Raw genomic sequence first — 23,332 nt, forward strand, 5'->3', positions numbered from 1 at the left:
AAAAAAATGTAGTTATTAAAAACTCATATATTTTAAGTATAAATTCTTCTTAGTGAAGGATATCAAATAGTTAAAGAAGAAATAAACAATAATATGAGAATATTAAGGAGTACAAAATGATTAAACAAGGAATCTACGAAGAAATCATCACCCAAAAACTAAAAGGTGAACTTACAAGCTTAGACTTTAATACATACGATGTCGGTAAAGAGCGAATAGAGGTTGAAGAGGCAAGAAAATTATTAGCATCCTACATTTCCCTAGTGACTAGGAAAGCTCTAAAATTTGTACGTGAAAATGAAGCAGATGATCAACAGGCAATAATAAATCAAATTCGCACCTGTAACGAAGTCATCTCAACTTTAAGTCGGCGTCTGGATGAGGAAGAGTTCCGCAAGCTCCAAATCGAAGAGGAAGGCGAAGTTCTCACCTCAATTTATTCTAGAATAAATTCTATCCGAAGCATTACAAAGAATGAAGTTATTCGGCCAGTAACACCAATTTCACAAAGCTCTCTTTTTACTGGTTCCAATTATGAACCAAATATGATGAGTGAGCTTCAAAAGGAAATTCTTACATCAGATTCTATTGATATGCTGGTTTCGATTTATTAAGTGGAGCGGACTGCGTTGTATTATTGAGGAACTGAGGAGCTTTACCACAAATCCAAATAACAAACTTAGAGTTATTACGACATCATATATGGAAGCCACGGATTATAAAGCGATTCAAGAGCTCAGTCAGCTGCCGAATACAGAAATTAAGATTTCCTATGATGTGGACCGGACGCGTCTGCATGCCAAGGCCTACTTATTTAAACGGGAAACAGGGTTCAGTACGGCTTATATTGGTTCCTCGAATTTATCAAATCCGGCTCTAACTTCTGGTTTGGAATGGAACATTAAAGTCACTGAAAAGGATTCGTTTGACATTCTTAAGAAATTTGAGGCAACGTTTGAAAGCTATTGGAATGACAATGAATTTAAATTGTTTGAACCTAATAACCATCAAGACCAGGAACTATTAAAGCATGCGTTGTCAAAAAGTAAGAAAAGTGATAGGGAAGAGCATCAATTTATTTTCGATATCCGACCTTATTTTTATCAAAAAGAAATTCTCGAACAGCTTCAGGTAGAGCGCGAAGTATTCGGACGAATGAAAAACCTGCTAGTTGCCGCCACTGGTGTTGGAAAAACGGTTATTTCTGCATTCGACTATAAGCGTTATAAAAATAAACATAAATCAGCTAAGCTGTTATTCGTGGCCCACCGGGAGGAGATTTTGCAACAAAGCATTGAAACATACCGAGGTATTTTAAAGGACCCCAACTTTGGCGATATGTTAGTCGGGGCTTCCCAGCCAGCATCATTAGATCATTTATTCGTGAGCATTCAAAGCTTTAACAGCAAGAAGATTTATGAGTCTACCACTCCCGATTTTTATGATTTTATTATTGTTGATGAATTCCACCATGCTGCTGCTGAATCTTATCAGCGACTGTTAGGCCATTATCAGCCGAAAATTCTGCTTGGTCTGACTGCAACACCCGAACGGATGGATGGAAAGAACATCTTATCTTATTTTGACGATACAATTTCTGCTGAAATGCGGCTAACTCAGGCAATTAATCGCAAGCTGTTAAGTCCGTTTCAATATTTTTGTGTAAGTGATACCGTTGATTTGGATAAATTAAAGTGGAGCCGAAGAGGTTATGAAATTAAAGAATTAGAGAATGTGTATACATCAAATGACCATCGGAGTAGTCAAATTATCAAAAGTATTGATAAATATATTACGGATATAGACCAGATCAAAGGGCTTGGGTTTTGTGTATCGATTGAGCATGCGAAGTACATGGCTGATTTCTTTAATAAAGCGGGTATCCCGTCAGTAGCTTTGTATAGTGACTCGAGTGGAAGAAAAGAATTACAAACCCTTCGGAAAGAGGCACAAAGCCAACTCGTTCAAGGGGAAATCAAGTTTATTTTTGTGGTCGACCTATATAATGAAGGAGTCGATATTCCTGGCGTCAATACTATTCTATTTCTACGGCCGACTGAGAGTTTGACGGTCTTTTTGCAACAGTTGGGACGTGGACTGCGTTTGGCGGAGGGCAAGGAATGTCTGACTGTGCTGGACTTTGTGGGACAGGCTCATAAGAATTATAATTTTGAGGAAAAGTTCCGTGCTTTGATTGGAAAAACCAAGCACTCTGTACAGCACTATGTTGAGAACGGTTTTGTACATTTACCAAAGGGCTGCTTCGTTCAATTGGAGAAGCAGGCAAAAGACTATATTTTACGTAATATCAAATCAAGTGCCAACACCCGAGGTAACCTGGTTGCCAAAATGAAATACTTTGAGGAAGATACTGGCCTAAGCCTTACCTTGTCAAACTTTTTAAAGCATTATCATCTTTCTATTTATGACTTTTATGGAAAAAATGGTGACCGCAGTTTTAGCAGGATGATGGTGGAAGCAGGGGTGGCACCGGATTTTGAGTACGCTGGTGAGAAAGTGTTCACAAAGAGATTGCCGAATTTGTTTCACTTGAATTCACGAAACCTTTTGGAGTTTTTGTTGGATTATTTAGAGTACGGAAGAATAAGGAATGAAGAGGAAAGATTAATGCTTGCTATCTTCTATTATTCCTTTTACAACTCACATCCCGCTAGTGAAGGTTGCATCTCTTTGGAAGAGGGGATCGATCAGGTATTATCACAGTCTGAGTTAAAGGACGAGTTTAGGCAGATTCTTCAATTTCTTTATCGATCGTTGGAAACAATGGAGATTGAAAATGATTTTGATTTTGCTTGTCCGTTAGGTGTCCATTGTAAATATAATACCTCGCAAGCGTTAGCAGCTCTTGGCTATTTCAATGAAAATCGTAGCCCTGCATTCCGTGAAGGGGTAAAGCATTTTGAGGATAAGAATCTTGATATCTTCTTCATTACCTTGAATAAATCGGAAAAGGACTTTTCACCATCTACCTTATATGATGACTACGCAATTAATGAAAGGCTCTTCCACTGGCAAACCCAGAGTCGAGTTGCGGAAGGAAGTAAAACGGCAGAACGGTATATATTTCATAAAAAGCGAAACCATAAGATTGCCCTGTTTGTAAGGGAATATAAGAAAGAAAATGGCTATACCTCACCATTCGTTTTCCTGGGAACGGCGGACCATGTGAGCCATTCTGGCAGTCAGCCGATGAGTTTTGTTTGGAGACTGAATGAAGAAATGCCATCTTACCTGGTGCCGAGAGCAAATAAGAATATCTTGTAAACTAACGAACCTTGTTGATTTCAGCAGGGTTCTTTCTGTGGTGGTAGTAAATGACTTCCGATAATAATCTAGGAATGCTCTCATTTTTCCTGTATTAATTGTTTTACTGCCGGGATATCCGCTAGCGACCACTTGAGCAATTCAAGATTGTCCCTTTTTAGCCAGACTAACTTAGAATGCTCACTTGGTTTAGGTGTCCCTTCGACAACTCTACATTTAATGGAAATTAGATTAATGATGAAGGTATCGTATTCGTGAGTGTTATCATTGTATACCTCTTTGAATGTTTCAATTTTGCAGTCTAACTCTTCACTTATTTCTCTCTCCAGGGCAGAGTAGATGTCCTCATTAGCTTCAACTTTCCCGCCTGGGAACTCCCATCTGTTTGGTATAGACATAACGGGCGAGCGTAACGCACATAGGATTTCTTGTTTCTCGTTTTCAATAATCGCTGCGACTACTTTAATTTGCTTTTTCATTGAAGCCTCCTACAATGTTTCCTTCCTACCTATCATACCATTTTTTATTAGAGGATTCTTAGTTGTTGAATTTTAGGGTCTTATATTGTCAGTTTGGCAATTAATTGATTGATAATCACTTGATAGTAAAAAGTTTAACTTGTTACTGGTCTCAATAATTAACATATTTTTAAGTGAGGCCGTAAAAGCTGTTGAAGGAGTAGTAGACTGTTAAGGTTAATTCAAAATATACAAACGCAGTTAAACTAAGAGAATGTGGTAGTGAATAAGGGGGAGCTTCAAAAAAATATAGATTTACAACGCTAAGGTGATTAAAGTCGTAGCACTATTTTACTTTAAATTGGTATATTTTATAAAAATAGTAAAGAGGGTGTATGAGATGGCCAAAGCAAAAAAGCCGTTATATAAAAGATGGTGGGTTTGGGTCATTGCGATTATTATTATTGGTTCCGCTATCAACGGCAATGATGATGACAAAGCGGACACAACCAAAAAGGAAAGCAAGCCGGTTGTCGCCGAATCAGTAAAAGATAAGTCAGGGGAAAAGAAAGAGGAACCAAGTACAGAGGTATCCAAAAAAGAAGATACGAAGGTAGAGGATAATGTTCCTGCAGAATATAAGTCTGCTTTGAAAAAAGCAGAATCCTACGCAAAAGCGATGAACATGTCCAAAAATGCCATTTATGAACAATTAACTTCAGAATATGGCGAAAAGTTTTCCGCAGAAGCTGCTCAGTATGCGATGGATCATCTTGAATTTGATTGGAAAGCAAATGCTCTGAAAAAGGCAGAATCCTATTCAGAAACTATGCACATGTCAAAGCAGGGAATTCATGACCAACTTATATCTGAACATGGTGAAAAATTTACTGAAGACGAAGCACAATATGCAATTGACAATATAAAAGCCGATTTTAATAAACACGCGTTGGAAAAAGCAAAAAGTTATCAGGAATCAATGAGTATGTCCCCAGAAGCGATAAGGGACCAATTGACTTCTGAATACGGTGAAAAATTTACACGAGAAGAAGCTGATTACGCTATACAGAATTTAAATAAATAAATAAAACGAATTTCCGCCCTCATCCTCTTACTTGGTTGAGGGCATTTTATTGCTGCTGGGCTACGCAAGCAGAAGTAGTAGTACTCCAATCTTTAATAAATGCAACAGAAAACCTTGTAAAAAACAAGAATAGGAGAAGTAAATAAATCCGCATTGTGAGGATTAATGAATATTTGTTTTGTCAGTAAATTAATTAAACATAAAAAGAATAATATGTATAGACCGGGGTATAAACGCAGAATTACAGCTGGAAATTTCGGAGCTATGTAAATGAATCGTAAAAAGTATTTTGAAAAATAGTATAGAGGGTGCATAGGAAATGGCAAAAAAAGAAAAACAGAAAAAACGCTTCGGTTTCTAAAAATTTAGTTATTTTCTATGAATTGAATAAATATAATCATCACTTTTCCCAACGAATGTCCTCTTTTCATACTTCATCCCTAACCGTTCAGCAAGTTTAATCGATGGCGTATTCTTATGATAAATAGTTGCAATGAGCCGCGTTATTCCTAGGATAGAGTTTATTGCTCTGAGCTGTTTTTTAGTAGAGGAAACTCATATTAGAGCACCCTTTGGTTAAGGTGAAATTATGCATATATTGTCACCTTATTATAATGGACAGTAGTTATTAATAATCTCCAAAAGTCGTTCCGAATTCTCAGTTGAGACACTTTCAGATAATCTAGCTCCTGCGATGATTGGAGCCCATTGAAAAACGTCAGACCTTAACAATCCACTCTTATCACAATAAAGTTGTAAATACATTTCAGCTATATCGGATGAAAATTGGGAATATAAAAGATAAGTCCGATATATATCAGCACGAATATCTCCTGCACTCGAATCAACCCAATCTATAACTACCAATTGGTTATTTACCTTAATCAAATTATATAAATGAAAGTCACCGTGACAGAGCCTATTCTCGTATGTAATTGATTCCAATTTCTTTAACAAATAAGATTTTTGTCTTTTATCTAAAATATTTACCAATTCAATTTGGCGGTATAATTTGTCATACATTGGTTCAATTGCATCGGGAATAATTTTATGAATTTCAAGTTGCATATTGACTGAAATATTCAAATAATATTCTGCTTGTTCTTTATCTTTCAACAATAAGTCTCCTAATGTTTCTCCCTTAAAATATTCCATTATTATTGCTTGTTTTCCGTTTATCTTGGTAACATCTAATATCTCCGGTACAGGAAGTCCACAAGAATAGGCATATTTTTGCTTATTTGCTTCATTTATGGATTCTGTATCTGGCAAATAATCGTTAAAAACTTTTACTATTTTGTTGTCGGAAAGATAAATTTTTGCGGTATTACCTATTGCAATGGGATTACCTAAATTCATTTAGTCCTCTCCCTACTTTTTTATCCTGCTTCGTTGATTGAATAATGGCAATTTTGCTTCTTCATATATATTAACATAAATTACCTATTCCTTTTGTTTAATATTTTGAAGAATTTTCCTTCAGCTATTGCATATATACCTTAAATTTTCTACTTCAAAACCGGACCTGTTAAATAAATGCAGCCTTTTTCTTATTTGACGAACGGGTGCATTACTGGAACAACGGTAATGCTTTTTCTTCTTGAAGTAACGGGCAGTTTAGTTTAATAAGAATAAGTGTTAACAAACTATTTGGAAAATTCAATGATAAAATTACTTTTAGCTGCAATTATTGATATAATTTAAGAAGTGAAAAGAAAAGGGTGAGTGAATGAGTTCTTGGAGGAACCCTATTTTTTTAATTTCAGGAATTGGAATTTCATATTTAGGAAATTGGATTTATTTAATTGCACTTAATATTTCAATTTTAAATTTAACAAGTTCAGCCGCAGCAGTTGCTGGACTTTATATTATTAGACCTATTGCTGTATTACTTACTAATACCTGGTCTGGCAGTGTTATTGATAGAGTGAATAAAAGAAGATTTATGATATTTATTGACATTTTCCGAGGAGTACTTGTTTGTATAATTCCTTTTATAGGAACATTATGGCTTATCTATTTAATTTTATTGTTAATTAATATGGTAGGAGCATTCTTCGGTCCGAGCTCTTCCGTGTATATAACAAAATTAGTTCCAACTGAAAATCGAAAAAGATTTAATTCCATTATGAGTATGGCAAGTTCAGGTGCATTTTTACTTGGTCCAGCAATCGCTGGATTTTTAATTATGTTTGTTGGTACAGAGCTATGTATTCTAATTAATGGAATTACATTTTTAATTTGTGCGTTCTTTATTTATCTCCTTCCTAATGTAGAGGAAAATTCTAATAGTGCTCGAGACCCTATACGTTGGCAAACACTTTTGAATGATTGGAAGGTAGTTAGACAATTTGTTATAAATGCCAAGTTTTTTATTTTTGTTTACTTATTATTTCAGGGTGCGATGTTAATCGGATTTGCGTTGGACTCGCAAGAGGTTACATTTATTAAACAATACCTTGATTTGTCAAATCGAGATTACGGGCTAATCGTTAGTATAACTGGTATCGGATCATTAACAGGATCGTTTGTTTCGTCAATGGTAGCAAAGAAGGTGCAGCTAAAAAATTATTTAGGTGCAGGAATGTTCTTTTCATCACTTGGTTATCTCTTTTTTTATTCGTCATATAATTTCATAACAGCGACAGTAGCTTTTGTGTTTTTAGGTTTCTTTATGGCATTTGCTAATACAGGTTACGCAACTTTTTTCCAAAATAGTGTACCAGTTGAAATTATGGGTCGGTTCGGAAGTATAGCGGATATGTTTCAAGGAATTATCCAAATTGTACTTACACTCATTTTGGGACTTTTCGCTGAATGGTTTTCATTACAATTTGTATGCCTTACATTTTCTTTGATTGGTACGCTACTTGCGTTAGTTCTTTTTATAACAATATTAATGCCTTCTAAAGCTATTTATTTTAGCGAGGAAAAGAAGGTTGTTAATGGTTAAGGGCTTTATTTTATTCAAAAATGAGAGGGTTTCCTTTATAGATAGAAAATATAATGAGCTGAAAGTTGATTTTTAAAAAGGATTACTACTTTCTAGAATTTGTATTTCTTTCTTCTTAAACAAACGGGGGCAATACTTGAAGAATGGGTGCCATTGCGGTGGCCATTTTTTTTTGAACTAAAGAAGCAGTTTAGCTCAAGAAGGATTTTTACACCTATTTGAAGAAATACATTCTGTTGATGAAGAGGAGTGTGTATTTTGTCATATTGGAGTACAGAAATGGTCGAGACACCTCGTGGCACTTTTGAGGTTTTTATTAAAGGAAATGGTTTACCTATCTGTGTGACTCATCATTACTCTGAATTTAATAATTCAGGGGATTACTTCGCTGAAGCTTTTACAGAAAATCATAAAGTTTTTCTTGTAAATTTAAAAGCGGCAGGAAACTCAAGTAAGGCTTCTCAAGCTCACGAATTAAGTATGTTTGATGCTGTTTATGACCTTGAAGCAATTAGAGAAGCATTGGGGTATTCTACTTGGACCTTTGCAGGGCATTCTACAGGAGGTATGATTGGGGTCATTTATGGGATTCATTTTTCAAAATCTCTTAATTCATTAATAATTGTCGGGTCTGCTGCCAGGAAATACGCTAATTCATCACCTCAATGTATCTATCATCCAGAACATCCTCAGTTCAAACGAATGCAGCAACTTATTGAGAGTTTAAAACGTTCTGACCTTTCTCCAAAAGAAAGAGACCGATTTTCTAAAGAAAGAACAAAGCTGTCTCTATATCGTCCAGACAAGTATGAAGATTACTTTTCAATAGATATTCATAAAACGATGTCTGCTTCAAGAATGAATTTTTTTATTAGAGAAGAAATGATTTTTGATGTAACTCGAGAGTTAGGAAAAATTTCAACCAAAACACTAATTCTGAGTGGACGTTATGATGTCCAATGCCCTGTTTCTTTTTCATTAGAAATGAATGAATTAATCCCAAATTCAGAGTTAATTGTTTTTGAAGAAAGCAATCATTATCCTTTTCTTGAAGAAAAGAACTTATTTCGTCAAGTTATCTCAAATTTCTTAAAAGAATCGCTCTAGATGAAATATGCTTTTAAAAGCTAGATTGTGAAAAATTGCACTTAAATATTGGGCCGGATAGACGAAGCCCATGTTAGGTCACCTTTACAGCGCATTACTCAACTTGAACGGGAGAAAATTCGCCAAGTGATTACTGAGGCTAAATTACTAATTAGCGGAATCAGAAGTAATCACTTGAAAAATGCCTACTTGAACCATTCTAATACTGGATTGTGGATGGAGTTCTAAGTAGAAAATAAATAGTTTACTAGTTGGGGTTAGTCTCCGTTGCTTCTAATCGGGAGATTAACCCCATATTTATTGATAAATAACCCTGACTCCATCAAGGGGACATAGGAGAATATTCCCATGGTTACCTAGGGATCTAGTTATATATATTGAATATTGTAAAATATCAGTTAAATAGGTTGCCCTCAAGGAAAATAGTGGTTAGTATATATTTAGAAGTTACATAGTGAATCACATGTTACTAATGCGATTAGGCATGGTGGTAAATGAGGGAACGGTTCCGTTCCTCAATTTCCACCATGCCTTTTTTATGTGGTCACCTGTAATGCATTCATTTTTAAAGGAGGTGGATTGATTCAAGTAAGAGATTATTAACAACCAAGTGGATGACATAATAGTAAGTTCATACGAAGGAGGAGTAATGATAATAATGAAAAAAATGTATCATTTATTATTCAGTTTCCTATTGCTATTTAGTTTGGTTCCTTTCGCTGCTGCCTCGGCCGAAACCCCTAATGCCTCAAAGGACGTAAAAACATTAGTAAGTGAATTATTCTATTATTATGGACAAGATGCACGTACAGATGTCCTTAGAACACTTGACCTGATTGAAGAACAATCTTTGGATGATTATAAGTTATGGAATTCAGTCATTAATAAATGGGACTGGATTGAGAATGATATGGTAGAAAATATAGATGTGGCTCCCGATGGTCTTCCGAATGATAGTACTCATGCCTTTATTGTTTTAGGATTTGCTTTAAATAGTGACGGTACAATGACAGATGAATTAGTTGGCAGATTACAAGTTGCCCTTAATAGTGCCAAAAAATATCCGAACTCTTATGTCTTGGTAACGGGCGGAGTCATGAAAAATGGTTGGACAGAAGGGGATCGTATGCGTGATTGGCTATTGGATCACGGACTTCCGATGGATAGAATCATTGTAGAAAACAAAAGTGCCAATACTGTTCAAAATGCATCGTTCAGCTATGATATTTTGTACAACAACTATAATATAAAAACCGCTTCGATTATAACTAGCCAATATCATTTAAAAAGGGCGAGTATCTTCTATTACACCATGTCACTTTTGAAAGCGGAAGAACTTGGAAAAACTCCGATTGAGTTTCTAGGACAAGGGAATGCAGGCTGGTATCGAGCAGATAAAACAGAAGAACCCATGAGCCTAAAAGTCAGCGGCATGTCATCCATTGCAGGTGTACCAAGAGCTAGCAATCTCCCTATCTCCAAACTGGAAGACTTAGCTATTGAAGGGGACCTAGCATACTACGAGGGTGAAGAATTAAATTTAACGGTAAATGCACAATATGATAGTCAGTATGTCCGTGACGTGACAGAACTTGCGTCTATTACGGGATTTGATTCAAGTAAAATCGGAGACCAAGAACTTGAAATCACTTATGAGGAAAACGGCATAAAACTAACGCAAAACATCGTGGTTAATGTCGCAGCAAACAAAACTGAACTAGAAAAAGCAGTTGGTGATGCTGAGAAAAAAGTGAAGTTTGACTACAAAGGAAAGAATTGGAATAATTTTACAACCGCACTAAGTCAGGCCAAACAAGTATTAGGAAATACTGAAGCGACGCAGGCAGAAGTAGATGCAGCACTCGATTCCTTAGTGAAAGCAATGGAAAGCCTTGTAAAAAAACCAGTAGTAGGAGAAGTAGATAAATCTGCGCTGGCAAATGCAGTGACCGATGCTAAGACGAAGCAAGCATCAAACTATACGGCTGCCAGCTGGACGGCCTTTAAAAAGGCATTAGCATCAGCGAAAGCGGTACTTGCCAATCCAACCTCATCTCAAGCAGAAGTAGATACAGCTCTTTACAATTTAAATGTTGCAAGTTCCAAGTTAGTATCCGCTGCAGTTCCAAAGCTCACAGTGAACGCATAAGCTGCCAAATGCAAAGGCTAAACCAAAAAAATTGGTTTAGCCTTTGTTTTGAGGTCAGCGCTGTATGTGTCCGGATATCTCACCGATATTGTTAGTTGCCGTTAAGATAAGGTGCGGACCGTTCTAACTCTAGGTCCACAATGACTGGCAGGTGATCAGAATAGGTCGATTGTAAAACCTGTTGACCGGAAAACTTCACGCCTTCACTAACGAAAATATAATCAATTCGTTTGGAAGGGTTTTTAACCGGAAAGGTATTGGCATTATCTGCACCTTGAAAAACATCAACAAGATTGCTGCCAGTGCGCAGTAATTCCACTTCTTCCACACCTGGTTCAGCGTTTAAATCACCCATGAGGATGGCCGGGGTTACTTTTTTTGAAAGAATATCATTGATTTCATTCGCTTGTGTCAATCTTTGCGGGACATCCAACCCCAAATGGGTATTGTAAACCCGAACGTGATTTCCTTTTACATTAACAGTGGCTTCCAGTAAGCCACGCTGCTCTTTTCCAAAGCTTGATAAAAGGTAATTCTGAGATTGGATAATCGGATATTTGCTCAGGATGGCCGTTCCGTATTGGCGGCGATCCTGTCCCTCTACAGCGGGGTTAAGGTCAAGATTGGCACCATACACGTAATGATATCCAAGCATTTCGGCGAGCACTTTGGCTTGATCCTCGAAATTGCTGCGTGTGCCATAATGCCGATCCACTTCTTGGATTCCCACAACGTCAGCCTGTTTCTCGGTAATCAAGTCCGCAATTCTTTGAAGATCAAGGACATTATCGTCTCCTACTCCATGGTGGATATTGTACGACATTACCTTCAAGTTAACCTCGTTCCCCCTTGGAAACTCAGATTCAGATGCTTGTGCTGGAATGCTGCTAACGGTTAAGAACGCTAGCACGATGGCAGCAATAAAACTTGTGAAAATTTTCCTCATTTTTGTAATCCCCTTTACTAAGTATTTTGAACCAACTGTCACTGTTAATTGGAACCTGCTCTGTGATGCCTCCTTTCTGGGTAAATTCTCTAGGTGGATATCTCGGGGGAGTATATTGAAAAAGCATAAAGCTTCTCCAAGCGTAGTGTAGGAAAAGAAGGAACAACAAAAAGGCAGGGGAACACGATGAAAAGGCCAATCCTTTTCACGTGCCGCCCTGCCTGATCGAATCAGTAACATGCGCATAATGTTATTTATGGAAAATTATAACTATTAATAAAGGTTATTTAAAGAGGAAAACGGCCTATTTCAGGCTGGGGCTAGAGTGGGATGAGAAACGTGAATTTCTTTTTAAGTAGTTGATTTTTATGAAAATAATATACCAGTATTTGCTATAATATGACTAAATATGGTGGATTGTGTTTAAGGGAGTGGAAGAATGGAAGCAAAAGTATTATGGAGTAATCTGTTAAAACAAGCTCAGGCAACGGAATTTGAAATACATACAGTACCCAGGAATCAAAGTACGCCTTTATGGTTCCAAGTGGGAGTTCAAGGGCACTATTTAATCATTAGTAAAGCGAAAAGAAATAGCCCAAGTGTCAGGATTTCCAAAGAGAGAAAAATCAGCTACAAGGATTTTGAGTTTGTGTTTGGTTTCTATGATAGATGGTTAAAAGGGGAGGCTGGAGTCGGGCAAGTAGCAGCACAAAAATCTCAGAACACTGCTTATATCTTCGCCCTCATTTCTGCTGTGGCTAAACAGGTAAGAATATAATCACTTGAAAATGTAGGAATGGGGTCGTGTTTCATGGATAAATCGTCCTTTAAAACAAGATTTATGGATTTGCTCAAAGCAGATGTGGAGGTTCTCACACAAGAAAGCAAAATCAAGTATATGAAAAAGTGGCTGCGGGAAAATGAGCAGGACCAACAAAGTCATACTGAGGTATTAGATAAACAAGAAGGTTTAAAAGTAGGGATATTAGTAAATACAACCATCAAAAAATTAGTAGCTTCCCAATCTCTTTCTAACGAGATGATCGTTTTGCTGCAGGATGAAAGGTACAGTAAAAATACCTTTGATATTAATTTTCCTTTTTTGAAAAAAGTGAAATGGAGAACCTCATTATCTGAACAAAGAAAAGTAAATGGCTATAACCGATATTGGAAAGATGAACTCTTGATTAACGGTGAAAGATATTTTGTATGTAGCCAATGGTATGAACGAAATAAGCCTAGGTTTTTCAAATGGCTTAATAACTTTGAAGATTAATCCAAAAGAGTTTCAAGTATAAAACATCAGTGTGAAGAAATAATTTGCAGAACGTACATTAGGAGATTTGTAGATGAGTGTGTTAAAGGTTTTTCAAATGCCGAAGCAAGTAAATATAACTGCGAGAAGTTCTAGTATTACTAATTCATTTGTAAATGGGATTATCCATACATTTATCCGACTGAAGAAGAAGTGGAGCTAGCACTTCAAATCCTTGATTTAAGTGCTGACAACCTAAGGTGTGCCTACTGTGGAGATAAATCAACTGAATGGGATCATCTTCGTCCTATAGTGAAAGGTAAAAAGCCAACAGGATATATTTCTGATATTTATAATCTTGTACCCGCATGTGGGAAATGTAATCAATCCAAAGGAAATAAACCTTGGAAGGATTGGATGATAAGTAATGCGAAGTTGTCCCCAAAAACAAGAGGGGTGCGAGATTTAGAAGCGAGAATTGAGCAGCTTTCAAATTATGTAAAATGGGGAAATGTAAATCCGATAGATTTTGAGTCAATTGTGGATTCAAAAATGTGGGAAAAGCATTTGGAGAATTGTGAAAAGCTGCATCAAGATATGAAGCAAGCTCAGGAACTGGCTATGATCATTAAACATAAAATAAGCGATGCTCTTCAGACAAAGGGAAACGATTGGAACCTGTTTTAGTACTGGTCATTTCTGTACTAAGGGATCCGGGAGAAGCAGGAAATTTGACTATGGATGTCGAATTACTTGTACAAAAACTTTAAAACTTCCTGCTTACTCAGGCAATCAAAAATTTTGCGATAATTCCTTAGAAGTAATTCCTTTAGATTAAAATTCCGTTTACTTATAAAGTGCTTCGAAACTTGAGCAAAACTTCCGATTGCCTATATTAGAACCGTCCCCCTGGAGACATCATAATCTAGGTGAAAAATATGTTTGTGAAAGTTTATCAGTATCATATTCAAAAAGATAAAGTAGAAGAATTTCTGGATTTTCAGGAAAAGGCGGCAAAGATTTACGGCAGGTTTTTGGACTTCCATACGATGTATCTAAACAGCAAAGAAGATGAAACAAAATGGTTTGAGATTACAAGATATAAAGACGAAGCGGAATACAAAAGGAGCTTGGCTGTAATAAATGAACAGGAAGAAATCCAAGAGTTATTCGCAGCATTCCAATCCCTTTTAGTCTCTGAAAAGAGAGAGATTAGCGATGAGGATTTTAGCGTAGGGAAAGAAATTGTAACAGCCGGCTGTTCAGAAGGAAACAATGGGGAAGTCGTCACTCCACAAAGAATCCCGGAGGAATTGTTCGGAAGGATCATTCAGAAATTGGGAGTAACTCTCCCATACCACTGCCGTGGAATCAAGATTACAGATGAGCTGATTAAAGCGGCTGTAGAGTCTCTAAATGAAGCCCCAGCAAAATGGCTGCTGCAGAATAGTCGGAATGAGGTAAGAAGAAGAACCCCGGAAGGATTGGATTTAGAAATAAAGAAGAAAATGGACTTTGATCTTAGAACCGCAAATATTATTTCGGATATCCTAGCCGAGGCAGGTATTGTGAGGATTGCGGATGTGGTTAACCCTAAAACTGGGCGAAAGGTGAAAGCAACACAATTATTAGCAGAATGGACCTGGTAAGAAGCCGGAACGATAACGAACGGGAGTGATACTATGAACCACTATCAAGCTATTATTTTAGCATTGGATGCCTTAGGCGGAGAAGCTACCATTAGGGAAGTGAATGAGTGGATTAAAACCAAGTACCCGAATACATGGAAGGATGCAGGGACAAATCTGGCTGATATGGTTCCTGAATTGTTAGGTGGGAATAAGTCATCAAATGTAAGTGATGAATATCGGGTTTTGGAGAGGGTATCACCGGGGCGGTATCGGTTTTTTTCAAAAGGTAAATAATTGCGAGTGACAAGTATATTAATCAATTTGGCAGGAAGAAATACTTGAGTGAAAATAGGTATCCTGTTTAGTTTGTTGAATATTAACAATTATCAGTTAAAAAGGTTGCCCCCAAGGAAAATAGGAAGCCAAGGAGAGACCTTGGTTTAAAATTTGCTTTGCTTACTCCAGAAATTGCACTATATGCGGAGGATGGTGCAAACATTATGATTAGTCCGGTTGGATAGAGAACCACCTCAAAGTGATGACAGAGACCAATTAATAAAAGGGAAATAATCGTTAAACATCTTTAATTGAAGTTTAGACTTAATTACATACATTACAAATTTATTATTAAGAAAGGGTTACTGTGGCTATCGTTTTTTTCTTGTTGGACTAACGTGGGCATTACTGGAACAACGGTAATGCTTTTTCTTATTGAAGTAACGGGACAGTTTAGTTCAACAAGTTGGATGAAATGCCATTTCTTTTTATGTTTCATTTGAAAACCTCTCAAGATAATTCAAAATAAATCCTCGGAGGTGCACTGGCACCTCTTTTTTTGGGTTGACAAATTTTTTAAATATAAATATAGTTTAATTGTTAACCAAATACAAAAATTAGTTTACATTTGAAGGGGAGAATCAATTGACAAATCCACAATTGAAATTAAGAATGATGATTGTGACAGCACTTTTTGCTGCAATCATTGGCGTAATGGCTCAAATTACAATTCCACTTCCGCTCGTTCCAATTACAGGCCAAACCCTTGCCATTGGCTTAGCAGCAACAATCCTAGGTTCTCGTTATGGAACCTTATCGGTCATTTTATATTTAATTATTGGTTCTGCAGGAGTACCTGTATTCGCTGAATTTTCAGGTGGAGTTTCAAAGCTTATCGGACCCACTGGAGGTTATTTAATTGGCTTCCTTCCAGCTACCTTCCTAATCGGATGGTTTATGGAAAAAACAGCCTTCAACTTCAAGAATGCTGTGATTGCTAATAGTATTGGAATGCTAGTTACTTTGGCATTCGGCACTACTTGGCTAAAGATTGCTGCCGAGCTTTCTTGGCCAGCTGCTTTTGCAGGAGGATTTACTCCGTTTATCATTGTTGGATTAATCAAGGCTGCCCTTGCTTCGTGGATTGGTGTCTTAATTCGAAACCGATTAACTTCTGCTAGGCTATTGTTTTCAGAAAAAAAAGACCAAACAAAATCAGCCTAAAAAACTTTAATGTTTGTAGTTTATGCTTCAGATCCATCGCAGGGAAAGGCTAATAAACTCTTAATTCTGCCGTAAATGTGTTCCAATCAGTGCAAATAAAGCTTTATTATTTATGCAACTAACGAGTGCAATAGTGAAAAGGCAGCGGAATAATCCGTTGCCTTTTGCCAACTCATTACTAAAAGTATTTTTTATAAAATTCTCTTCTAATACTCCCACTTAGCTGAGCATATATCCGAGTGGCTTCGCTTTTTTCGTGCCCTAGTAAACTTTGAATAACATCAATGGGAGCTCCGTTGTTCAATAGGTGTGTGGCATAGCTATGGCGTAGTTGGTGTGGATGGATTTCTTTGTTGATTGCTGCACGACTTGATTTCTTTTAATGATATACCTCATCTGTCGAATACTCATTTTATGTGGGTGACGTTCAGTAACAAAAATAGCTGGGTCCGTATCCTGGCGGAGATCAAAATATCGTTTGAGCAAGATTTCACACCGTATATTAAAATAGACCTCCCTTTCCTTATCATCCTTTCCAAGGACAATGGCAGAATGATTTGACCAATGAATAGACTTCTTTTCTAGTGAAACTATTTCACCTATTCAACAACCTGTTGAAAACATAAATTCGAATAATGCTTTTTCCATTGGGGTAAAACAGGCTTCTCTCAAATGTTCAATGCTCTTTCCGTTGAAAATTTTGGAATCCGTTTTCCTTGTTTAGGTTCTTTGATTTTCGCAGCTGGATTTTTAATTATATATCCTTCCTCGTGTAACCAGCGAAATATGGATTTTAATGAAGTGAATTCGATGAGCTAAACTTGATGACTTTAGGTGTTCACTACATTTTGCTAGGTATTCCTTCAACTGTTCAGTCGTTACAGATTCAATATTCACATCGTTAAAGTGTTTGGTGAGCAGCTTAAATTGGAGCTTGTACGCTTTTAATGTCTTGTCTCAATCAGTTATACAATGGAGTGCCTTTATGGAGTTTTTAAATGAAACCCAGATTACTTAATGGTGATAATAATTTTCTGTATTTAAGGAGGGACATAAGAGAAAATATTGAAAGAGCAAAAATACGAATAAACAACCCATCTGGTGGTTTTTAGAAGATCTTAGCTGACAATTTACTCAAACATTCTTCGTGTTACCCTGGCTTTCATAAGTTTGACATATCGAATTTTGTCGAAAAATGAATGAAAAAATTCTTTGTATAGTTTATAATGGATTAATCATATATATTATAAATCCGTCTATGGACGGTAGAGGTTCTAGCTACCCTCTCAAAAAAACTAAGGAAACAGCACTGCTTCTTTAGGCGTGCTGTTTTTTTATTGGAAGGAGAAAAACAATGTTAAAGAAAGAAAAAGCGGTAGTGGTTTTTAGTGGGGGCCAGGACAGTACGACATGTCTGATTTGGGCTATGGAACAATTTGCTGAAGTTACGGCCGTTACGTTTGACTATAACCAAAGGCACATCATAGAAATTGAAAGTGCTAAAAATATAACAAAAGAGCTTGGCATCATACACCATATCCTAGATATGAGCTTGTTAAATCAGCTTGCCCCGAACGCGTTAACCCGGGACGACATCGAAGTGAAGGATGGGGAAGACGGAGGGTTGCCTTCGACCTTTGTACCGGGAAGGAACTTGCTCTTCATGTCCTTTGCAGGGGTACTGGCAAGCCAGATTGGCGCGAAGCATATCGTTACCGGTGTTTGTGAAACTGATTTTAGCGGATATCCTGATTGCCGTGATATTTTTGTAAAGTCGCTGAATGTCACTCTTAATCTATCGATGGACCAAAACTTTGTCATTCATACTCCATTAATGTGGCTTAATAAAGCTGAAACCTGGAAACTGGCAGATGAGCTTGGTGCATTTGATTTTGTTAGGGAAAAGACACTGACTTGCTATAACGGGATCATTGCTGACGGCTGCGGCGAATGCCCTTCCTGCAAGCTCAGAAAAAAAGGCCTGGATGATTATATGGCAGAACGGGATGGTTTGGTTTGATGTACGGGTTTAGGATTGTCGATAAGCTGCAAAAAATTGATGAAGATATTAAACGTGACCAATTGAGATATCATTTGAAACGGGTTTTGGTCAGCAAGGAATTTACCTTTGATGCTGCGCATCATTTACATGACTATGAGGGAAAGTGCAAAAACCTCCATGGGCATACTTACAAAGTCATTTTTGGAATCAGCGGGTTCGTGGATGAGCGAGGGCTGATGATTGATTTTGGCGAAATAAAGGAAATCTGGAAAACCGAGATTGAGGTTTTCCTAGATCATCGATATTTGAACGGAACACTCCCGCCGATGAATACAACCGCCGAAAATATGGTTGTCTGGATCTACGAAAAAATGGCTGAATTGCTCAATAGAGAGGATCGTGCCGAACAATATAAGGGAGCACGGGTGGAATTTGTACGGCTTTTTGAAACTCCTACAAGTTATGCCGAAGCAAGAAGGGAGTGGATGGAGGTTGAGTAAGATTCCTGTCATGGAGATATTCGGGCCCACTATCCAGGGCGAAGGGATGGTCATGGGCCGTAAGAGCATGTTTGTGCGGACTGCCGGATGCGATTACAAGTGTTCCTGGTGCGACTCCGCTTTTACGTGGGATGGTTCTGAAAAAGAACGGATCCGAATGATGTTACCCAGAGAGGTTTTTCAGGGGCTAAGGGAACTTGCAGGGGATAATTTCAACCATGTGACAATCACAGGCGGAAATCCGGCACTAATTGGGGAGGCAATGAAAGAGTTTATCGAACTCCTTCATCAATCCAATATTGAAGTTGGCTTGGAGACCCAGGGAAGCAAGTGGCAGGATTGGTTTTACCTTATAAATGATTTGACGCTTTCACCTAAACCGCCGAGCAGCGGCATGAAAACCAATCTTGAGCTTCTGGATGATATTATTCAAAAATTAAGGGACTCCAACTCTAATTTTTCGCTGAAAATAGTCGTGTTCGATGATGCGGATTTCGAATTTGCCAGAATGTTAAATATGCGGTACATGAAATTTAACATTCCATTCTTCCTTTCGGTTGGAAATAGCAACCCCGGCGAGGATGGGGATATATCAGGAAGGTTGCTCAAGTCGCTGGACTGGCTTTGGGGTAAGGTTATAAATGAACCAGAAATGAACAATGTACGTCCTTTGCCGCAGCTCCATTCTTTGGTTTGGGCAAACAAGCGAGGTGTTTAAAGTTGAACCTGTCATATGAAGAATCAAGAGAAACGAAAGTAAATCAACTCGACGATAAGAATAGAAAAGTCGCTATCGCCTACCATTTTAAAAAGATTATGGAAGAATTGGGACTTGACCTGTCCGACCCTTCTCTAGAGGATACTCCCAAAAGAGTGGCGAAGATGCTTGTGGATGAAACTTGCCATGGCTTGTTCTCGGAACCGCCAGCAGTAACTACCTTTCCATTGGATGAAAGCACGACAAGGGATCTGGTTATCATTCGAGACATCCCATTCAATTCATTGTGTGAACACCATTTCCAGCCGTTTATTGGTACGGCTACAATTGCATATCTGCCTGGCAATAGAATTATGGGACTGTCAAAAGCAGCCAGAGTAGTAGATTACTATGCCTCCCGTCCACAAGTCCAAGAGCGGCTCACCGGGCAAATCGCGGATTTTCTAATGGCTGAATTACAAGCAAACGGAGTATTGGTAATGGTCCAGGCAGAACATATGTGCATGTCTGTAAGAGGAGTTAAAAAACACGGTTCAACAACACTGACTACTGCCATTAGGGGAGACATTGAAAAACAGGAGGTTATTTCTTCTTTACAACTGGATAGGAGATAAGTCCTTGGACTCAGAGGTTAAGTTTAATTTATATTTAGTTGAATAAAGGTATGAAAAGAATGCAATAGTTTTCATTTTACTTATAAACTGAAAACATTAAAAACTAATCATTCTTATTATATAAACAATGACATGAATGTAGGCTGTTTTTCATACTATATTTTTTTGGGGTGGAAAAATGCCTAGAGTAAGTTACCGAAGTTCAGACGTTGACTTAATGGCAAGGATGATGAGAGCAGAAGCCGAAGGTGAAGGACAACAGGGAATGTTATATGTAGGAAATGTAATTGTGAATCGTCTTGTAGCAGATTGTATAGACTTTAAGGGTTTAAGAACAATTAACCAAGTTATTTTTCAAGTACAAGGAGGAAATTTCTCCTTTGAAGCAGTTCAAAAAGGGAATGTATTTTATCAGAGAGCGAGAACTGCTGAAAGAAGATTAGCCAAAAAGAATTTGGATTATTGGAGAGACCACCCAGCGAAATATGCTCTTTGGTATTTTAATCCACATGCTCCATGCCCTCCAACATGGTACGGTCAACCTCAATCTGGTCAATTTAAAGAACATTGTTTTTATGAACCAAAACCTGGAACATGTGATAGTGTTTATCGCGGTTAAGCTTACTCTTTAAGTAAGCTTTCAGACTGTCGACGAATTCGACTATAATCGGATTTGTCGACGGTCTTTTTTTGGGGGCAATTGTCACTCTAGGGAATATCCATGATAGCGTCATTTTAGAGCCACTGCTTGAGAAGGTAATTGAAAAACACGGGGAACCCGAAGCTGTTGCTGCTGATGCTGGATACAAAACACCTGCTATTGCTCAATACGTATTTGAAAATGTTATGACTCCTGCTTTACCATATACACGCCCTCGTACGAAAGAAGGCTATATGAAAAAACATGAGTATGTTTATGATGAATACTACGATTGATATATTTGTCCGCAAGGACAAATACTGAAATATGCAACGACGACGAAGAATGGAAAGCGTCAATACTTCTCTAATCCGCTTGAATGCCAAAATTGTCCATTGCTTTCAAAATCACACAGAATAAAGAAAATAAAAAATTGATTGAGCGGCATGTGTGGGAGCATTACATAGAAGAAACTGATCATCTTCGTCATACACCAGAGAATAAAAACATTTATGCAAGACGGAAAGAAACGATTGAACGTGTCTTTGCGGATGCTAAGGAAAAGCATGGTATGCGTTGGACAACCTTAAGAGGTTTAAAAAAATTGTCCATGCAAGCGATGCTTACTTTTGCTGCCATGAACTTGAAGAAGATGGCAAGCTGGACCTGGAAGGGTTCAGAAATGGAGTATTTATTAGAAAATTATTTTAGTTTTTTGTATTCCTTTTTGATTTCTTCTACCGTAGAATCAATCTGTTCTCCCCAATGATCGTTAATAGTTTTGAAGATTACCTTACCGTGCTGATCAATCATAGCGTATCCTCTGTATGCCACATCACCATTCTTCATCCCGATAAAATCAATTAATTCTAAGTTTGGGTCTGAAACAAAGGTAAGGCTTCGCCCATAATTATTTTCTAATTCTTTGTATAACAGTGGTTGTTCTTCGGGCAAATCTTTACTAAGCACGTAAGTTTCAACATCCATGCCTTCTAACTTATCAAGATTTTCATGCAACTGAACCAGTTGCTGATGGCAGAGTCCTCAGGTGTATGAGGTAATAAAAAAGAAAAGGTAAGGTAACGAACAATCAACAAATTCAATCAAGATCATCATTTCAATTGTGATTGTCCTGATTTTGGGCATTGGTTTATTCTTGCTCTTTGGAAGGAAAAAATAGATTGGATATTTTTTTCCGTTATTTGAAATCGGAAGTTATCTCGTTTTTTCGATTTTAATCGGACCTGTTGCTTGGTTTTCAAACGATCAACAAAAATGGCCCAAATTTCTACGGTGGTTCCCCCTTAAGGGTGTCACTTTTCCATTGATGAAGCCCCTTTTTATTGCATATTTGAGTAACAAAAAAAACGTCTGGATTACAATAAAAAATGAACTTTGGTGGATAATACTTATATTGGTATTAAAAAATTCGATGCTTTATCGGAAAGGGAATTTCTGAGCTATGCTGATGGAATATGTAATTTTGGTAGCAATGTGGTGGTTCGGAATTGTTGGCTTTATTTTGTTTATCCCACAAAAGGATCGGCGTAAGGGTTTGTTGGCATTCTTATTGTTTCAAGCAATCATTTGGATTTGTGATATGCCTTCTTTTACATATGGTTTGTTAAGTGCGCCTGTACGGCTTTTACCTAAAGCGACAGATCTTTCTGTTACTATCAATTACTTCTTTTATCCCGTATTGTTTTCCATCTATTACGTCCATAATAGAGCAAAACGTAGTCGATGGTCTCGATTTACCTATTTTTTTGTTTGGGTCTCTATCATCACCTTATATGATGTTGTTCTCGAGAGGTATACCGATTTATTAGAATATGGACGCATGACGTGGTTTGGGATGTGGCTTTACATTGGTTTTCTCTTTTACGTAAGTCAAGTCGGCTGTAATTGGTTCTATAAGGTAAAGCCTTGTTATAACTCACACGTTGGAGGAACTTATGAGGATTGAATGGTGGCTCTTGTTATTAATGTACGTAATAGCAACAAGTATTCTTTTTTTCATACCGAAAAATAAAATCCCACTAGCGGTAGTGGCATTTTTGTTCACACAGCTTATTACTTTTATTATAGGTCTAGTGGTCGTACAGTTGGGACTGCTTGAATACCCTGTTCGAACATTTGCGACAATCAATCGGGCAAGCTTCGACTATGAGTATTATTTCTTTCCAGTCACTTGTGCTGTCTTTAATGCAAGGTATCCAAATAATCGAGGTACTCTTATTCAATTGGGATATTATGTCGGTTTTAGTTCAGTGCTGACTTTGGCTGAAGTCATTATAGAAAAATACACCGAGCTCATTAAATACATACATTGGGAATGGTATACCACTTGGATAACGATTTCTATTTCATTTTTTATAGTGCGTTCATTTTGTGTTTGGTTTTTCTCAAAGGCTTGAACTTAATACTTGTGCTAAATGAGTATCGGCAACGCAGCTCTAAGCTAAAATTTATTTCATCACATTAACGTTA

General features: G+C 37.4%; 22 protein-coding genes, 3 pseudogenes and 1 riboswitch. Of the genes and pseudogenes, 20 read left to right on the forward strand and 5 right to left on the reverse strand.

What is annotated here, in order from left to right; translation table 11 throughout:
• The first annotated feature begins 116 nt into the window (after positions 1 to 116).
• Positions 117 to 3,285 (forward strand): annotated as a pseudogene (locus ACZ43M_RS04225) (DEAD/DEAH box helicase).
• An 80-nt stretch (positions 3,286 to 3,365) separates the two neighbouring features.
• Here the strand turns inward: ACZ43M_RS04225 and ACZ43M_RS04230 are convergent.
• Positions 3,366 to 3,764: a (deoxy)nucleoside triphosphate pyrophosphohydrolase gene (locus ACZ43M_RS04230; RefSeq protein WP_464506193.1), complete on the reverse strand. Its 399-nt coding sequence runs from the start codon at positions 3,762 to 3,764 to the stop codon at positions 3,366 to 3,368.
• A 379-nt stretch (positions 3,765 to 4,143) separates the two neighbouring features.
• On the opposite strand from ACZ43M_RS04230, the gene ACZ43M_RS04235 reads away from it, so the two are divergent.
• Positions 4,144 to 4,827 carry an Ltp family lipoprotein gene (locus ACZ43M_RS04235; RefSeq protein WP_464506194.1) on the forward strand — a complete coding sequence of 228 codons (684 nt, stop codon included), beginning with the start codon at positions 4,144 to 4,146 and terminating at the stop codon, positions 4,825 to 4,827.
• A gap of 609 nt (positions 4,828 to 5,436) precedes the next feature.
• Here the strand turns inward: ACZ43M_RS04235 and ACZ43M_RS04240 are convergent.
• Complete coding sequence (locus ACZ43M_RS04240) at positions 5,437 to 6,186, reverse strand: phosphotransferase family protein (protein ID WP_464506195.1); 750 nt, start codon at positions 6,184 to 6,186, stop codon at positions 5,437 to 5,439.
• A 370-nt stretch (positions 6,187 to 6,556) separates the two neighbouring features.
• Here ACZ43M_RS04240 and ACZ43M_RS04245 point away from each other — a divergent pair, with 370 nt between their 5' ends.
• The 3 genes from ACZ43M_RS04245 to ACZ43M_RS04255 all read left to right on the forward strand — a co-directional run bounded on the left by ACZ43M_RS04245 (position 6,557) and on the right by ACZ43M_RS04255 (position 11,036).
• Positions 6,557 to 7,780: an MFS transporter gene (locus ACZ43M_RS04245; RefSeq protein ID WP_464506196.1), complete on the forward strand. Its 1,224-nt coding sequence runs from the start codon at positions 6,557 to 6,559 to the stop codon at positions 7,778 to 7,780.
• 279 nt (positions 7,781 to 8,059) lie between these two features.
• On the forward strand, positions 8,060 to 8,887 hold the full coding sequence (locus ACZ43M_RS04250) for an alpha/beta fold hydrolase (protein WP_464507947.1): 828 nt from the start codon (positions 8,060 to 8,062) through the stop codon (positions 8,885 to 8,887).
• Positions 8,888 to 9,545: 658 nt separating this feature from the next.
• On the forward strand, positions 9,546 to 11,036 hold the full coding sequence (locus tag ACZ43M_RS04255) for an ElyC/SanA/YdcF family protein (RefSeq protein WP_464506197.1): 1,491 nt from the start codon (positions 9,546 to 9,548) through the stop codon (positions 11,034 to 11,036).
• A 91-nt stretch (positions 11,037 to 11,127) separates the two neighbouring features.
• Here the strand turns inward: ACZ43M_RS04255 and ACZ43M_RS04260 are convergent, their stop codons facing one another.
• Positions 11,128 to 11,982, reverse strand: a complete 855-nt coding sequence (locus ACZ43M_RS04260) for an endonuclease/exonuclease/phosphatase family protein (RefSeq protein WP_464506199.1) — start codon at positions 11,980 to 11,982, stop codon at positions 11,128 to 11,130.
• Positions 11,983 to 12,421: 439 nt separating this feature from the next.
• Here ACZ43M_RS04260 and ACZ43M_RS04265 point away from each other — a divergent pair, with 439 nt between their 5' ends.
• The 7 genes from ACZ43M_RS04265 to ACZ43M_RS04295 all read left to right on the forward strand — a co-directional run bounded on the left by ACZ43M_RS04265 (position 12,422) and on the right by ACZ43M_RS04295 (position 16,368).
• Positions 12,422 to 12,760: a hypothetical protein gene (locus ACZ43M_RS04265; RefSeq protein WP_464506200.1), complete on the forward strand. Its 339-nt coding sequence runs from the start codon at positions 12,422 to 12,424 to the stop codon at positions 12,758 to 12,760.
• A 33-nt stretch (positions 12,761 to 12,793) separates the two neighbouring features.
• Positions 12,794 to 13,258, forward strand: a complete 465-nt coding sequence (locus tag ACZ43M_RS04270; RefSeq protein ID WP_464506201.1) for a hypothetical protein — start codon at positions 12,794 to 12,796, stop codon at positions 13,256 to 13,258.
• A 73-nt stretch (positions 13,259 to 13,331) separates the two neighbouring features.
• Entirely contained in the window at positions 13,332 to 13,460 is a 129-nt protein-coding gene (locus tag ACZ43M_RS04275) for a hypothetical protein (protein WP_464506202.1), read from the forward strand.
• Positions 13,451 to 13,924 carry an HNH endonuclease gene (locus ACZ43M_RS04280; RefSeq protein WP_464506203.1) on the forward strand — a complete coding sequence of 158 codons (474 nt, stop codon included), beginning with the start codon at positions 13,451 to 13,453 and terminating at the stop codon, positions 13,922 to 13,924. Before ACZ43M_RS04275 ends, ACZ43M_RS04280 begins: the two co-directional genes overlap by 10 nt.
• A 251-nt stretch (positions 13,925 to 14,175) precedes the next feature.
• A complete protein-coding gene (locus ACZ43M_RS04285; protein WP_464506204.1) occupies positions 14,176 to 14,886 on the forward strand; it encodes a hypothetical protein in 711 nt (236 codons plus the stop codon).
• 33 nt (positions 14,887 to 14,919) lie between these two features.
• On the forward strand, positions 14,920 to 15,162 hold the full coding sequence (locus ACZ43M_RS04290; protein WP_464506205.1) for a hypothetical protein: 243 nt from the start codon (positions 14,920 to 14,922) through the stop codon (positions 15,160 to 15,162).
• 627 nt (positions 15,163 to 15,789) lie between these two features.
• The gene (locus ACZ43M_RS04295; protein WP_464506206.1) at positions 15,790 to 16,368 is read left to right on the forward strand and encodes a biotin transporter BioY; all 579 of its coding nucleotides are present in this window, start codon (positions 15,790 to 15,792) and stop codon (positions 16,366 to 16,368) included.
• A gap of 178 nt (positions 16,369 to 16,546) precedes the next feature.
• Here the strand turns inward: ACZ43M_RS04295 and ACZ43M_RS04300 are convergent.
• A pseudogene (locus ACZ43M_RS04300) lies at positions 16,547 to 17,322 on the reverse strand (tyrosine-type recombinase/integrase); the annotation flags it as partial.
• A 308-nt stretch (positions 17,323 to 17,630) separates the two neighbouring features.
• A riboswitch (PreQ1 riboswitch) is annotated at positions 17,631 to 17,673 on the forward strand.
• Between the two features lie 49 nt (positions 17,674 to 17,722).
• Here ACZ43M_RS04300 and queC point away from each other — a divergent pair.
• From queC to ACZ43M_RS04330, 6 genes and pseudogenes are all read left to right on the forward strand, one after another.
• On the forward strand, positions 17,723 to 18,388 hold the full coding sequence (gene queC / locus ACZ43M_RS04305; protein WP_464506207.1) for a 7-cyano-7-deazaguanine synthase QueC: 666 nt from the start codon (positions 17,723 to 17,725) through the stop codon (positions 18,386 to 18,388).
• On the forward strand, positions 18,388 to 18,870 hold the full coding sequence (gene queD / locus ACZ43M_RS04310; RefSeq protein WP_464506208.1) for a 6-carboxytetrahydropterin synthase QueD: 483 nt from the start codon (positions 18,388 to 18,390) through the stop codon (positions 18,868 to 18,870). Before queC ends, queD begins: the two co-directional genes overlap by 1 nt.
• Positions 18,863 to 19,588 carry a 7-carboxy-7-deazaguanine synthase QueE gene (gene queE, locus ACZ43M_RS04315; protein ID WP_464506209.1) on the forward strand — a complete coding sequence of 242 codons (726 nt, stop codon included), beginning with the start codon at positions 18,863 to 18,865 and terminating at the stop codon, positions 19,586 to 19,588. The genes queD and queE overlap by 8 nt, the downstream gene beginning before the upstream one ends.
• A 74-nt stretch (positions 19,589 to 19,662) precedes the next feature.
• On the forward strand, positions 19,663 to 20,202 hold the full coding sequence (gene folE, locus ACZ43M_RS04320) for a GTP cyclohydrolase I FolE (protein WP_464507948.1): 540 nt from the start codon (positions 19,663 to 19,665) through the stop codon (positions 20,200 to 20,202).
• A 178-nt stretch (positions 20,203 to 20,380) separates the two neighbouring features.
• On the forward strand, positions 20,381 to 20,821 hold the full coding sequence (locus tag ACZ43M_RS04325; protein WP_464506210.1) for a cell wall hydrolase: 441 nt from the start codon (positions 20,381 to 20,383) through the stop codon (positions 20,819 to 20,821).
• A gap of 62 nt (positions 20,822 to 20,883) precedes the next feature.
• Positions 20,884 to 21,611 (forward strand): annotated as a pseudogene (locus ACZ43M_RS04330) (transposase); the annotation flags it as partial.
• On the opposite strand, the gene ACZ43M_RS04335 reads toward ACZ43M_RS04330, so the two are convergent.
• Entirely contained in the window at positions 21,545 to 21,829 is a 285-nt protein-coding gene (locus tag ACZ43M_RS04335; protein WP_464506212.1) for a redoxin domain-containing protein, read from the reverse strand. The pseudogene ACZ43M_RS04330 and the gene ACZ43M_RS04335 sit on opposite strands and share 67 nt — an antisense overlap.
• A gap of 505 nt (positions 21,830 to 22,334) precedes the next feature.
• Between ACZ43M_RS04335 and ACZ43M_RS04340 the strand changes: the two genes are divergently transcribed.
• Positions 22,335 to 22,808, forward strand: coding sequence for a CBO0543 family protein (locus tag ACZ43M_RS04340; RefSeq protein WP_464507949.1), 474 nt, complete (start codon positions 22,335 to 22,337; stop codon positions 22,806 to 22,808).
• Complete coding sequence (locus ACZ43M_RS04345; RefSeq protein WP_464506213.1) at positions 22,798 to 23,259, forward strand: CBO0543 family protein; 462 nt, start codon at positions 22,798 to 22,800, stop codon at positions 23,257 to 23,259. Before ACZ43M_RS04340 ends, ACZ43M_RS04345 begins: the two co-directional genes overlap by 11 nt.
• Positions 23,260 to 23,332 lie beyond the last annotated feature (73 nt).

The organism is Neobacillus sp. B24 (assembly GCF_055381825.1).

Excerpts from the sequence above, each read along its gene's own strand:
- ACZ43M_RS04345 (WP_464506213.1), top strand. The coding sequence starts at position 22,798 with ATGAGGATTGAATGGTGGCTCTTGTTATTAATGTACGTAATAGCAACA.
- ACZ43M_RS04230 (WP_464506193.1), bottom strand. The coding sequence starts at position 3,764 with ATGAAAAAGCAAATTAAAGTAGTCGCAGCGATTATTGAAAACGAGAAA.
- ACZ43M_RS04260 (WP_464506199.1), bottom strand. The coding sequence starts at position 11,982 with ATGAGGAAAATTTTCACAAGTTTTATTGCTGCCATCGTGCTAGCGTTC.
- ACZ43M_RS04265 (WP_464506200.1), top strand. The coding sequence starts at position 12,422 with ATGGAAGCAAAAGTATTATGGAGTAATCTGTTAAAACAAGCTCAGGCA.
- queC (WP_464506207.1), top strand. The coding sequence starts at position 17,723 with ATGTTAAAGAAAGAAAAAGCGGTAGTGGTTTTTAGTGGGGGCCAGGAC.
- ACZ43M_RS04270 (WP_464506201.1), top strand. The coding sequence starts at position 12,794 with ATGGATAAATCGTCCTTTAAAACAAGATTTATGGATTTGCTCAAAGCA.
- ACZ43M_RS04340 (WP_464507949.1), top strand. The coding sequence starts at position 22,335 with ATGTGGTGGTTCGGAATTGTTGGCTTTATTTTGTTTATCCCACAAAAG.
- ACZ43M_RS04335 (WP_464506212.1), bottom strand. The coding sequence starts at position 21,829 with ATGGATGTTGAAACTTACGTGCTTAGTAAAGATTTGCCCGAAGAACAA.
- ACZ43M_RS04250 (WP_464507947.1), top strand. The coding sequence starts at position 8,060 with ATGGTCGAGACACCTCGTGGCACTTTTGAGGTTTTTATTAAAGGAAAT.
- ACZ43M_RS04290 (WP_464506205.1), top strand. The coding sequence starts at position 14,920 with ATGAACCACTATCAAGCTATTATTTTAGCATTGGATGCCTTAGGCGGA.
- ACZ43M_RS04275 (WP_464506202.1), top strand. The coding sequence starts at position 13,332 with ATGAGTGTGTTAAAGGTTTTTCAAATGCCGAAGCAAGTAAATATAACT.
- ACZ43M_RS04235 (WP_464506194.1), top strand. The coding sequence starts at position 4,144 with ATGGCCAAAGCAAAAAAGCCGTTATATAAAAGATGGTGGGTTTGGGTC.
- ACZ43M_RS04245 (WP_464506196.1), top strand. The coding sequence starts at position 6,557 with ATGAGTTCTTGGAGGAACCCTATTTTTTTAATTTCAGGAATTGGAATT.
- ACZ43M_RS04325 (WP_464506210.1), top strand. The coding sequence starts at position 20,381 with ATGCCTAGAGTAAGTTACCGAAGTTCAGACGTTGACTTAATGGCAAGG.
- ACZ43M_RS04255 (WP_464506197.1), top strand. The coding sequence starts at position 9,546 with ATGAAAAAAATGTATCATTTATTATTCAGTTTCCTATTGCTATTTAGT.
- ACZ43M_RS04285 (WP_464506204.1), top strand. The coding sequence starts at position 14,176 with ATGTTTGTGAAAGTTTATCAGTATCATATTCAAAAAGATAAAGTAGAA.
- queD (WP_464506208.1), top strand. The coding sequence starts at position 18,388 with ATGTACGGGTTTAGGATTGTCGATAAGCTGCAAAAAATTGATGAAGAT.
- ACZ43M_RS04240 (WP_464506195.1), bottom strand. The coding sequence starts at position 6,186 with ATGAATTTAGGTAATCCCATTGCAATAGGTAATACCGCAAAAATTTAT.